The sequence below is a fragment of the Mesorhizobium sp. CA16 genome (genome assembly GCF_020165175.1).
In the GTDB taxonomy this organism is placed as follows: Bacteria; Pseudomonadota; Alphaproteobacteria; order Rhizobiales; family Rhizobiaceae; genus Mesorhizobium.
This window is the reverse complement of sequence record NZ_JAIUHP010000018.1, coordinates 1-12260: the sequence shown is the minus strand read 5'-3', so window position 1 is coordinate 12260 and position 12260 is coordinate 1. Positions and strand designations below refer to the sequence as shown.

The window sequence follows — 12260 nt, the reverse complement described above, 5'->3', positions numbered from 1 at the left end:
TCTCGGGATCATGCTCAGGGCGCGCCGCGCTTAGAACGCGGCGCGCGCCAATGCCTTACTCGGCTGCGTCGGGCAGACGCGTCGGGGTCTCTTCGACCTGGGTGTTCTCCAGCTCCACATTGAGGCCGAGCGAGCGCATTTCCTTGACGAGAACGTTGAAGCTCTCGGGGATGCCCGCCTCGAACGTGTCGTCGCCGCGCACGATCGCCTCGTAGACCTTGGTGCGGCCGGCGACGTCGTCCGACTTCACCGTCAGCATTTCCTGCAGCGTGTAGGCCGCGCCGTAGGCTTCGAGCGCCCAGACTTCCATTTCGCCGAAGCGCTGACCGCCGAATTGCGCCTTGCCGCCCAGCGGCTGCTGGGTGACGAGCGAGTACGGACCGATCGAACGCGCGTGGATCTTGTCGTCCACCAGGTGATGCAGCTTGAGCATATAGATATAGCCCATCGTCACCTTGCGATCGAACGGCTCGCCGGTGCGGCCGTCATAGAGCTGCGACTGACCGCTGGTGTGCAGGCCAGCCTGCTCCAGCATGGTGTTGATGTCGGCCTCATGCGCGCCGTCGAACACCGGTGTCGCGATCGAAACGCCGCGGCGCATCTGCTCGCTCAGGCGAACGATGCTCTCGTCGTCATACTCGCGGATCGGCTCGTTGCGGTCGTTGGCCGGCATGAAGCTTTCCAGCGTCTTGCGCAGCGGCTTGATGTCGCCGCCACCCTTGTACGCGTCGATCAGCTCGCCGATCTTCCTGCCCATGCCGGCGCAGGCCCAGCCCAGATGCGTTTCCAGGATCTGGCCGACATTCATGCGGCTCGGCACACCCAGCGGGTTGAGCACGATATCGGCATGCGTGCCGTCCTCGAGGAAAGGCATGTCCTCGACCGGAACGATGCGCGACACGACACCCTTGTTGCCGTGACGACCGGCCATCTTGTCGCCCGGCTGCATCTTGCGCTTCACCGCCACAAAGACCTTGACCATCTTCATGACGCCCGGAGGCATTTCGTCGCCGCGCTGCACCTTCTCGACCTTGTCCATGAAGCGCTGCTCGAGCGCCTTCTTGGACTCGTCGTACTGGCCGCGCAGAGCCTCGAGCTCGCCCTGGAGCTTCTCGTTCTCCACGGCGAACTGCCACCACTGCGAACGCGGATACTCGTCGAGCGTGTCCTTCGACAGCTTCGAGCCCTTCTTGAAGCCCTTCGGTCCGGCGATCGCCTCCTTGCCGACCAGCACGTCGGAAAGACGCGCATAGACGTTGCGGTCGAGGATCGCCTGTTCGTCGTCGCGGTCCTTGGCCAGACGCTCGATCTCCTCGCGCTCGATCGCCATCGCGCGCTCGTCCTTCTCCACGCCGTGGCGGTTGAAGACGCGCACTTCGACGACCGTGCCGAAGGTGCCCGGAGGCATGCGCATGGAGGTGTCGCGAACGTCCGAGGCCTTTTCACCGAAGATGGCGCGCAGGAGCTTTTCTTCCGGCGTCATCGGGCTTTCGCCCTTCGGCGTGATCTTGCCGACCAGGATGTCGCCCGGCTGCACTTCGGCACCGATATAGACGATGCCGGCCTCGTCGAGGTTCTTCAGCGCCTCTTCCGAAACGTTCGGAATGTCGCGCGTGATTTCCTCCGGCCCGAGCTTGGTGTCGCGCGCCATGACCTCGAACTCCTCGATGTGGATCGAGGTGAAGACGTCGTCGGCCACGATGCGCTCGGAGAGCAGGATCGAGTCCTCGTAGTTGTAGCCGTTCCACGGCATGAACGCGACCAGCACGTTGCGGCCGAGCGCCAGATCGCCGAGCTCGGTCGACGGACCGTCGGCAATGATGTCGCCCTTGTTGACGCGGTCGCCCATGCGCACCAGCGGACGCTGGTTGATGCAGGTGTTCTGGTTCGAACGCTGGAACTTCATCAGCCGGTAGATATCGACGCCGGACTTGCCGGGATCGAGATCTTCCGTGGCGCGGATGACGATACGGGTGGCGTCCACCTGGTCGACCACGCCGCCGCGGCGGGCGCCGATGGCAGCGCCCGAGTCACGGGCGACGACCGGCTCCATGCCGGTGCCGACGAACGGCGCTTCGGCGCGCACCAGCGGCACGGCCTGACGCTGCATGTTCGAGCCCATCAGCGCGCGGTTGGCGTCGTCGTTCTCGAGGAACGGGATGAGCGCCGCAGCGACGGACACCATCTGCTTCGGCGAGACGTCCATCAGGTCGACGTTCTCGCGCGGCGCCATCATCACTTCGCCGGCATTACGGCAAATCACGAACTCGTCGACAAAACTGCCGTTCTTGTCGAGCTCGGCGTTGGCCTGCGCGACATAGTGCTTGGCCTCTTCCATCGCCGACAGGTAGACAACCTCGTTGGTCAGCTTGCCGCCCACGATCTTGCGGTACGGGCTTTCGATGAAGCCGTACTTGTTGACGCGCGCGAAAGTGGCCAAAGAGTTGATCAGACCGATATTCGGGCCTTCCGGCGTCTCGATCGGGCAGATGCGGCCGTAATGCGTCGGATGCACGTCGCGCACCTCGAAGCCGGCGCGCTCGCGGGTCAGACCGCCCGGTCCAAGCGCCGACAGGCGACGCTTGTGGGTGATCTCCGAGAGCGGGTTGGTCTGGTCCATGAACTGCGACAGCTGCGAGGAACCGAAGAACTCGCGCACGGCGGCGGCCGCCGGCTTGGCGTTGATCAGGTCCTGCGGCATGACCGTGTCGATCTCGATCGAGGACATGCGTTCCTTGATCGCGCGCTCCATGCGCAGCAGGCCGACGCGGTACTGGTTCTCCATCAACTCGCCGACCGAACGCACGCGGCGGTTGCCGAGATTGTCGATGTCGTCGATCTCGCCCTTGCCGTCACGCAGCTCGACAAGCGTCTTGACCACGGCCAGGATGTCTTCCTTGCGCAGGACGCGCACGGTGTCCTCAGCCTTGAGCTCGAGGCGCATGTTCATCTTGACGCGGCCTACGGCCGACAGATCGTAGCGCTCGCTGTCGAAGAACAGCGAGTTGAACATGGCTTCGGCGGTCTCGAGCGTCGGCGGCTCGCCCGGGCGCATGACACGGTAGATGTCGAATAGTGCGTCCTGGCGGCTCTCATTCTTGTCGACGTTGAGCGTGTTGCGGATGTAGGCGCCGACATTGACGTGGTCGATGTCCAGGATCTGGATCTCGTCCTCGCCGGTGCTGAGCAGCACCTTCAGCGTCTTGTCGTCGATCTCGTCGCCGGCTTCGAGGAAGATCTCGCCGGTGCCGTAGTTGACGATGTCCTCGGCAAGGTAGTTGCCAAGCAGGTCCTCGTCGGTCGCCTTGATGGCCTTGAGACCCTTCTCGCCGAGCTGACGTGCCTGGCGGGCGGTGATCTTCTTGCCTTGCTCGACCACGATCTCGCCGGTATCGGCGTCGACCAGGTCGCCGACGGCCTTGAGGCCGCGGAAACGCTCGACGTTGAACGGAATCCGCCAGTGGTCGCCGGCGCGCTTATAGGTGATCTTGTTGTAGAAGGTCGACAGGATCTCCTCGCCGTCCATGCCGAGCGCCATCAGCAGCGACGTCACCGGAATCTTGCGGCGGCGGTCGATGCGGGCGTGCACGACATCCTTGGAGTCGAACTCGATGTCGAGCCACGAACCGCGATAGGGAATGACGCGCGCGGCAAACAGAAGCTTGCCCGACGAGTGCGACTTGCCCTTGTCATGGTCGAAGAAGACGCCCGGCGAACGGTGCATCTGCGAGACGATGACGCGCTCGGTGCCGTTGACGATGAAGGTGCCGTTCGACGTCATGAGCGGCATGTCGCCCATGTAGACGTCCTGCTCCTTGATGTCCTTGATCGACTTGGCGCCGGTATCCTCGTCGATATCGAACACGATGAGGCGCAGCGTCACCTTCAGCGGCGCCGCATAGGTCAGGTCGCGCTGACGGCACTCGTCAACGTCGAATTTCGGTGCCTCGAACTCGTACTTCACGAACTCCAGCATCGAGGAGCCGGAAAAGTCGGAGATCGGGAAGACCGACTTGAAAACGGCCTGCAGTCCTTCGTCCGGACGGCCGCCCTTGGGCTCGTCCACCATCAGGAACTGGTCATAGGATGCCTTCTGGACCTCAATGAGGTTCGGCATCTCCGCAACTTCCGGGATCTTTCCGAAGAACTTGCGTACGCGTCTGCGGCCATTGAAAGTCTGGGTCTGGGCCATCGTCGCTCCTTAGCTATAAACTCGGGACGAACCTCGCCGCGGCTCGCCTTGCACCAACGGGCTGCCTCGGCGGCTGCCCCTATCTGTTTTTCCGGCCGCCCCTGCCAATTTCTTGGGCCAATCGCTTGGCGGCTACCGGCTAAAACGGGAGAAAACCCGTTTCCGGAGGGCCGCTTTTCGGCCCTCAGGAAAGAGGTTTTCAAACGTCTCGCGTGACAGAACCCTCCCTCAGTCCAAGGGAGGGGGCGGACGGCGCGAGACCGTCCGCCCTCGCCTAACAGGCTTACTTCAGCTCGACCTTGGCGCCAGCCGCTTCCAGCTGAGCCTTGAACTTGTCGGCGTCGGCCTTGGAAACGCCTTCCTTGACCGGCTTCGGAGCCGCTTCGACCAGGTCCTTGGCTTCCTTGAGGCCAAGGCCGGTGATGGCGCGGACTTCCTTGATGACGTTGATCTTCTGGGCGCCGGCATCGGCGAGAACGAGGTCGAATTCCGTCTTCTCTTCAGCCGGAGCAGCGGCAGCGGCACCAGCGCCGCCGGCAGCGGCAACCGCCACCGGAGCGGCGGCCGAAACGCCCCACTTCTCTTCCAGGAGCTTCGACAGCTCGGCCGCCTCGAGGACGGTCAGCTTCGAAAGGTCGTCTACGATCTTTGCAAGATCAGCCATTTTTGTATTCCTTCACTAGGTTCGAACGTGTGTTGTTGACAGCGAGGAACGGCCTCATGCCGCCTCGTCCTTCCGGGCGTAAGCGCCGATGACACGCGCGACCGAAGCCGCGGGCGCATTGACGATCTGGGCGATCCGGGTAGCCGGCGTGGCGATCATGCCAACCAGCTTGGCGCGCAGCTCGTCGAGCGACGGTAGTGTGGCGAGTGCCTTCACACCGTCGGCGTCGAGCGAGGTCGCACCCATCGCGCCACCGAGAATGATCAACTTGTCATTCCCCTTGGCGAAATCGGACGCGACCTTCGGCGCCGCAATCGGATCCTCCGAATAAGCGACCAGCGTCTGTCCCTTGAACAGATCGATGATCGATGCGGAGTCCGTGCCCTGAAGAGCGATCTTGGCGAGACGGTTCTTCGCGACTTTGACGGTGCCACCGGCGGCGCGCATCTTCGACCGAAGGTCGTTCATTTGCGCGACGGTGATACCGGCGTAGTGGGCCACGACGACTGAACCAGCGCTTGAAAACGCATCATTCAGGCCCGTGACGAGTTCGCGTTTTTCCGCTCTGTCCACTGCCTATCTCCAGTTGACCCCTGCCCCATTGACGAGGTCAGGCGTCGGTTGCCTTTTGCCGGCCGGGCCATCCAGTAACGGATCGCCCGAACGACGCTCGAGGATCCTGCCCCCTTTCGCCACACCAGCCGGCACGCCGGATAGTGCGCAGACAAAAGGCAAACACGGTTCGAACCTTTCATTGGAGCTTGGCTCCTTTGTCGGGTCTTCACCCGTCTCATGCAGGCCCAATCGAATTAAGGCTTTTGGGCCGCCTGCAATCTCGGACAGGATATCCGGAAACCTTTCGGCTTCCGGGTACCGGGCCGCCGACGGATCGGCGGTCCGGAATTCTTTCTTGCTGGAGCATGTTCCCGCTTTTCGGGATCATGCCCTAGCGATCGGCCTTACCCGATCGGCCGACACTTACGACGCGGCGAGCGTCGCGATGTCGAGCTTGAGGCCAGGGCCCATCGTCGAGGTGACCGACACCTTCTTGACGTAGTTGCCCTTGGCGCCCGCGGGCTTGGCCTTGGTCACCGCGTCGGCGAAGGCGCGGACATTCTCTTCCAGCGCCTTGACGTCGAAAGAGACCTTGCCGACGCCGGCCTGGACGATGCCGGCCTTCTCGACGCGGAACTCGACGGCGCCGCCTTTCGAAGCCTTGACGGCCGCGGCCACATCGGTGGTCACAGTGCCGACCTTCGGGTTCGGCATCATGCCGCGCGGGCCGAGAACCTTACCCAGACGACCGACCAGCGGCATCATGTCCGGCGTGGCGATGCAGCGATCGAAATCGATCGTGCCCTTCTGGACGATGTCGACAAGGTCCTCGGCGCCGACGATATCGGCGCCGGCGGCCTTGGCTTCCTCGGCCTTGTCGCCACGCGCAAACACGGCGACACGCACCGAGCGGCCGGTGCCGTTCGGCAGGTTGACCACGCCGCGGACCATCTGGTCGGCATGGCGCGGATCGACGCCGAGGTTCATCGAGATCTCGACGGTCTCGTCGAACTTCACCTTGGACCGGTCCTTGAGCAGCTGCAGCGCCTCGTTGAGGGCGTAAGCCTTGTTCGGATCGATGCCTTCGCGGCTCTTGGCAACACGCTTTGCAATCTTTGCCATGATCTTAGCCCACCACTTCCAGGCCCATCGAGCGGGCGGAGCCCTCGACCATGCGCATGGCCGCCTCGACGTCGTTTGCGTTCAGGTCCTTCATCTTCTGCTCGGCGATCGCGCGCACCTTGTCGCGGCTGATCGTGCCGGCCTTGACCTTGCCCGGCTCCTTGGAGCCCGACTTCAGGTTGGCTGCCTTCTTCAGGAAGTAGCTCACCGGCGGCGTCTTCATGACGAAGGTGAACGACTTGTCCTGGTAGTAGGTGATGACGACCGGGATCGGCGATCCCTTCTCTAGCTCCTGGGTCTGTGCGTTGAACGCCTTGCAGAATTCCATGATGTTGATGCCGCGCTGACCAAGCGCCGGGCCGATCGGGGGCGACGGCGTAGCCGAGCCCGCGGCAACCTGGAGCTTGAGCTGGCCTGCAACTTTCTTAGCCATCTCTATTCCTGCCTTTTCTCATGCCGGCCCCGTTACCCGGGAAACGCGGCGGTTGCAGTCTGGTGGTGCGGTTCCGACGGCCGGCTATGCCGCCTTCGCCTCCCACCCGTTCATGCGGCGTCTGTTCACGCCGCCTCCCGACGCCTTGCGGCGCGGTATCCCGACGCCCTTCGGGCGCGGGTATGCGGATCAGCCCTTTTCGACCTGCCCGAATTCCAGATCGACGGGCACGGCGCGCCCGAAGATCGAAACTTCCACCTTGAGGCGAGCCCGCTCCTCATCCACCTCCTGGACGACGCCGTTGAACGACGCGAACGGACCGTCCGAAACGCGGATCGCCTCGCCGATCTCGAAGGTGACCGAAGGCTTCGGCCGCTCGACGCCTTCCTGGACCTGGTTCAGGATGCGCTGCGCCTCGGTCTCGGTGATCGGCACGGGCTTGGAGTCGCCCAGGAAGCCGGTGACCTTCGGCGTGTTCTTGACCAGCGAGAACACGGCGTCGGTCAGATTGGCCTTCAAGAGCACGTAGCCCGGGAAGAACTTGCGCTCGGCATCGACCTTGCGGCCGCGACGGATCTCGACGACCTTCTCGGTCGGGACCACGATCTGCTCAATGTCCCCGGACAAGCCCTTCTGCTTGGCCTTGTTCTCGATGTCCTCGGCGACCTTCTTCTCGAAGTTCGAATAGGCGTGGACGATATACCACCGCGCAGTCATTTCACGACCTCTCCGTAATCCGCCGAATTAATGCCCGAGACCCAGGATCCACTCGATCGCATAGCCCATCAGAATATCGGCAGCGAAGAAGAACAGCATCGCGATCACCGCGAATATCAGGACCATCACGGTCGAGATCATGGTTTCGCGCCGCGAAGGCCATGTCACCTTGGCCGTCTCCGCGCGAACCTGCTGGAGAAAGGTGAAGGGATTAGTGGTTTTCGAAGCCATGCGCCGCCTGTTTTCGAGACCCATTGGCCGGGCCTCCTGGATGATCCCGCTGACCGGGACGTGCCGCCTGGGCTCCATGCGGCGCGAATCAGCACCGCTATTTCACCCACGCAAATCAGACGCGTAAAGCCGGCTTCCCAGCTCCACGCGTCGCGTGTCTGTCTTGTCTACATAAAACCGATTCTTAATCCACGCAAGTGGCAAGGGTCCGCTTTATGTCTCAACGCCGCCTCGGAACCATCCAGTCGTCCCGTCCCGGCTATACGGGGCTTATGCCCCAATTCCTGCCATATGGCAAGCCGTCCGCCGATTTTCAACCGCGGAGCGGCCGCTGCGGAGCCTTGAAGGCCTCGACATATGACGATTTCAGAGATTGAGCTTAGATCCAGGAGCGAGGAACCGGTCCGTAGGCTGGAGATCTTGACGGGTTCGGGTCGACGATGTGGCTACCGGAAGAGAAGGCGCGGTTCGTGGCGATACGCCGCCTCCTCAGCTCATTCGGCTAGTTCAAGACGTCCCTGAACTCGCTCCTCGATCGCCTTCAGGAAATCGTCGGACGTCGATGTCCATCCAAAGAGTATCTGCACGAGCGTGATCGAGGCTTCATGATTGCTCCTTGATGCGTCCCAGGCGATGGGCTCGCTGGTGCAATCCGTCAGCAGTGTGCAGTGGTAGTCCCTGAAGAAGGCATCCCGAATTGTCGATTCCACGCACACGCTGGTCGTGCATCCTGTCACGATGAGGTGTTTGATACCTGCGGTTTTCAGAACAGAATCGAGTTCGGTCTCGTAGAAACCGCTGAACCGCGTTTTGTAGACGACCACATCCCCTGCCTCTGGCTTGAGGTCGTTAACAATATCCGTTGCCCAGGTGTCGCGGATCAGAATCCGGCTCTCGCTGCCATCCGGGGCCGTGATGCTCTCACCGACCCCAAAGATCTGGAGATGTCGGAGACGATTGGGGGCGTCCGATGTTCCGAGGTCCGAGAGGTCGGAATGATACCCCATCTTCAGATAGATAACCGGCACTCTCAAACCGCGAGCGGCAGCTATTACTCTGGCCGTAGGGCCGACAGCCCGTTGAATCCCGGAGATATCGATTCCGGCTCTGTCGAACATTCCACCTTGCGAGCCGAAGTCATTCTGCATGTCCACGACGAGAACTGCGGCGTTAGCAAGATCAATCGAAATAGGTTGAGGCTTCGCGTCGATGACCAGGGGATGCATTTTTGTCCTCCCACCAGAAAGAGGTGCCGCTCTTTGCGCCCTTGGCTATCAAGACCCGCCACCTACGTTGCGTCAAGAAAGGGGAGAGTTACATCCCTGCTTGGCGGCCTAAGAACGGCGGTTGCAGTCAAGCGCTAGGGACGAAACCTTACATCGTTGGTCTTAAGGCGCAACGATTTTGCCACTCACAGGCCCGCGACACGGGCCGGCAGGTAGATGACCTCAAGGGCCGGCAGACGGGCGGAAGAAAAGGCTGATTTCGGCGATCGAGAGGGCGGTTGCCAGATGCCTGCCCTCTTGAAGGAATGGCACGGGCAGCAGGGCTCGAACCTACGACCTGCGGTTTTGGAGACCGCCGCTCTACCAACTGAGCTATGCCCGTGCATGCGCTTGTTCGGCGCAGGCGCTTCCTAAAAGCTTCCGTGCGCTCTGTAAAGAGCACTCTGCAGTGGTTTTGAAACCCTTTGCCGGAAATCTGGATTCCATTACCGCCGGCGACCGATCGCGCTCGCCAAACAACCCCCGCGCCTACGACTTGCCGGCCGGCGGCTTGTAAGGCCCGCCCGGCACGCCCCAGCCCCAGGCGGGCATCGGCTCGGTCTCGGGATCGCAGGTCTCGCCCAGATTCGAGTTCATCTTCGCCAGCCGCGATCCCCACTCGACATAACCCATGAAGGCCGAGCGGAACTCGGGGTCATCGGGCAGGCCGACCTCATCCGCCGCGTCGGCAAGGAGACTGATCCAGCGGCGGCGCTGCTCCTCGGTCAGATGCTTGCCGAGATGATGCATCACCATCTCGCGATGGCCGCCATGCTTCTCGCTGTAGGTTTTCGGGCCGCCGAAGACCTCGCCAATGAAGGCGGCGACATGCGCCGGGTGATCCGGCGACATCATCCTAAACACCGGACTGACGACCGGATCCGCCGCCACCTTGTCATAAAAGGTTCGTGTCAGCCGGTTCAGCGCCTCGCTGCCGCCGGCCCATTCGTACAAAGTCGGGATGTCCTCGCTCATCGCCGCTCCTCCCTGCGCATACAGCAAGATAGCGGCAGCGCCCTGCCCCGCTCAACCTGTCTCGATGGCCAGTGCGCAGCTAGAGCATGATCCGAACCGAAGGTCAGCGAATGCAAAAAGTGGAAACCGGTTTTCGGAGAAGATCATGCTCCAACAAAGAGTTAGATCAGGATGGCGATTCAACGAAACGTCATCCTGATCTACAGCTTCGCCGGCGCCTTCGCCTCGGCATCGGCGGACGGAAGAGCCCGGCAATTGTCCGGCCTGGGTGCGGATCTGCAAATGGTGGCGCCCGTCAGCGCGTCCACCGATTGCGGTCCGGTCGTCAGCCCGAATGTCTTCAGTTCGTCCCGGCTGAGTTCCCTGTGCTTTGCATATTCGGCCGACTGCATGGCGGCGAAAAAGCCCGAGCCGACCGCCATCTCGTCGAGATAGGCCCTGACCTTGTCTTCCATGCCCATGGAATGCACGAGGAAGTGCGCACCGGCGCCAACGAGGCGCCGGACGCCGCCGGCGACCATCACCGCGCAGGCGGCGTCGCATTCGGCGCCGGCATCTATGGTGAGCCCGGCATGGAGACCGTCGGCCGCGACGCACCCCACGGCGCCCGGATCGCAGTCGAGAAAATCCGTTCGGGCGACCGCGATATCCAAGCCGTGCTCGCGGATCAGCCTGCCCGCGGCGAGCGCAGCCTGCACATCTCCACCCGGCGAGTTGATTACGACCGGCAACCGGCGCTCACGGATTATATCGAGCAGTTGGCGCAGCTTGTCGGCCGTATCTGCGGCGATCGTGCCTTCCGCCGAAATCCATTCCGGACAATCGGGATTGCAGAGCGGGTTGCTGCCGCGAACAAGAACGAAACGCATCTGCTGTTCGTGGGCTTGCGGTGTCGGCGGCGGCGCCGGCGCCGGCGCTGTATAAGAAGGTCCGGCCTCTACTGCCGCGACCGCGACGGGCGCGCCGTTCGCGGGAATCTCGCGACAATTCGCCGGTGCCGGATGGCGCTGGCAAATGGTTCTCTCGGTCAGCAGATCGAGCGAATCGAGGCTGGTCACGAGCTTCATCTCCAGCATGTCATCGGGCTCGATCTGCCTGATGTCGCTGGCAGGTGTGGCCTTCATCACGCCCAGCACGCCCTGCTCGACGCCCATCTCCTTCAAATAGGCCGACAGCCGCTTCTCGATCGCCTTGCTCATCTCATAGGTCTTGTAGCTGCCGGCATTCTTGCGGCTGACGATCTTGGTGCCGATGATCTTCTTCTTGCCGTTCACAACCCGGTAGGTGGTGCGGTAGAGCAGTTTTTCGCGCTGGTAGGTGGTGGTGATCTGATGGACGCCGAGATAGGCCCATTCGCCGACGACGCGGTGGATGCCGCCGGCAAACATCAGCGGACAGGCCGAATTGCACATCGCGCCGCTGTCGTAAGCGACGCCGGAATAGGGCTGACCCTTGCCGTCATTGTCCCGGCAATTTTTCGTCCCCGGCGAGCAGCCGGAAAATTCCGTGATGCCGACCGCGATATCGAGCTTGTTCTTGCGGACCATGCGGCCAAGCTGCAGCGCGGCATCGACATTGCCGCCGGGAGAATTGACGACGATGGGCAATTGCCGCCCGCCGAGCGTCTTCAGCAGGCGTTTCAGTAGCGCCGGCGTGCCGGCCTCGATCGTGCCTTCGGCAGAAATCCATTCCGGGCAGTTCGGCTCGCAGCCCGGCGCGCTGCTGCGCACGACGACGAAACGCATGGTCGGACCATAGTCCGGCGGCTCTTCCTTTGCGCCGGCGCCGAAGGCGGCCAGCCCCATCGTGGCGGCCAATCCCAGCCGAAGCAGCCCGCGCCAACACCGCATGGTCTTTGAACGGAATGTGGAAACCACGTCTGGCAAGCCCCTCGCTGCAACCATACTAGTTGCGGCGCCGGTGGTTGCAACAGAATTGAAAAGGGCCTGGCAGCACTGCTTCAAACAAAAGGGCGGCCCGAAGACCGCCCTTTCCTTGTCGAACCGGCAAAAGCCGGATCGATTATTCCTTGATGGTGACGACGATGCCGGCACCGACGGTGCGGCCGCCTTCACGGATGGCGAAGCGCAGCTTCTCTTCCATCGC

General features: G+C 62.5%; 9 protein-coding genes, 1 tRNA gene and 1 pseudogene. All 11 read right to left on the bottom strand.

Annotation, left to right across the window (positions count from 1 at the left end):
• Nucleotides 1-55: 55 nt before the first annotated feature.
• Entirely contained in the window at nt 56-4192 is a 4137-nt protein-coding gene (gene rpoB / locus LB525_RS22855) for a DNA-directed RNA polymerase subunit beta (protein ID WP_095765521.1), read from the bottom strand.
• Nucleotides 4193-4475: 283 nt separating this feature from the next.
• Nucleotides 4476-4856 (bottom strand): 50S ribosomal protein L7/L12, encoded by a 381-nt coding sequence (rplL, locus tag LB525_RS22850; protein ID WP_224547463.1) that lies wholly within the window; start codon nt 4854-4856, stop codon nt 4476-4478.
• A gap of 54 nt (nt 4857-4910) precedes the next feature.
• Nucleotides 4911-5429 (bottom strand): 50S ribosomal protein L10, encoded by a 519-nt coding sequence (gene rplJ / locus LB525_RS22845; protein WP_095765522.1) that lies wholly within the window; start codon nt 5427-5429, stop codon nt 4911-4913.
• A gap of 405 nt (nt 5430-5834) precedes the next feature.
• The gene (gene rplA / locus LB525_RS22840) at nt 5835-6533 is read right to left on the bottom strand and encodes a 50S ribosomal protein L1 (RefSeq protein WP_095765523.1); all 699 of its coding nucleotides are present in this window, start codon (nt 6531-6533) and stop codon (nt 5835-5837) included.
• A gap of 4 nt (nt 6534-6537) precedes the next feature.
• Nucleotides 6538-6966, bottom strand: a complete 429-nt coding sequence (rplK, locus tag LB525_RS22835; RefSeq protein WP_095765524.1) for a 50S ribosomal protein L11 — start codon at nt 6964-6966, stop codon at nt 6538-6540.
• Between the two features lie 189 nt (nt 6967-7155).
• Complete coding sequence (nusG, locus tag LB525_RS22830) at nt 7156-7683, bottom strand: transcription termination/antitermination protein NusG (RefSeq protein WP_140545994.1); 528 nt, start codon at nt 7681-7683, stop codon at nt 7156-7158.
• Nucleotides 7684-7710: 27 nt separating this feature from the next.
• A complete protein-coding gene (gene secE / locus LB525_RS22825; RefSeq protein WP_095765634.1) occupies nt 7711-7914 on the bottom strand; it encodes a preprotein translocase subunit SecE in 204 nt (67 codons plus the stop codon).
• A gap of 494 nt (nt 7915-8408) precedes the next feature.
• Nucleotides 8409-9140 (bottom strand): cysteine hydrolase family protein, encoded by a 732-nt coding sequence (locus LB525_RS22820; RefSeq protein WP_224547461.1) that lies wholly within the window; start codon nt 9138-9140, stop codon nt 8409-8411.
• A 306-nt stretch (nt 9141-9446) separates the two neighbouring features.
• Nucleotides 9447-9522 (bottom strand) — tRNA-Trp (locus LB525_RS22815).
• A 146-nt stretch (nt 9523-9668) separates the two neighbouring features.
• Nucleotides 9669-10154, bottom strand: coding sequence for a group II truncated hemoglobin (locus LB525_RS22810; RefSeq protein ID WP_224547459.1), 486 nt, complete (start codon nt 10152-10154; stop codon nt 9669-9671).
• 2022 nt (nt 10155-12176) lie between these two features.
• Nucleotides 12177-12260: pseudogene (locus LB525_RS22800) on the bottom strand (elongation factor Tu); the annotation flags it as partial.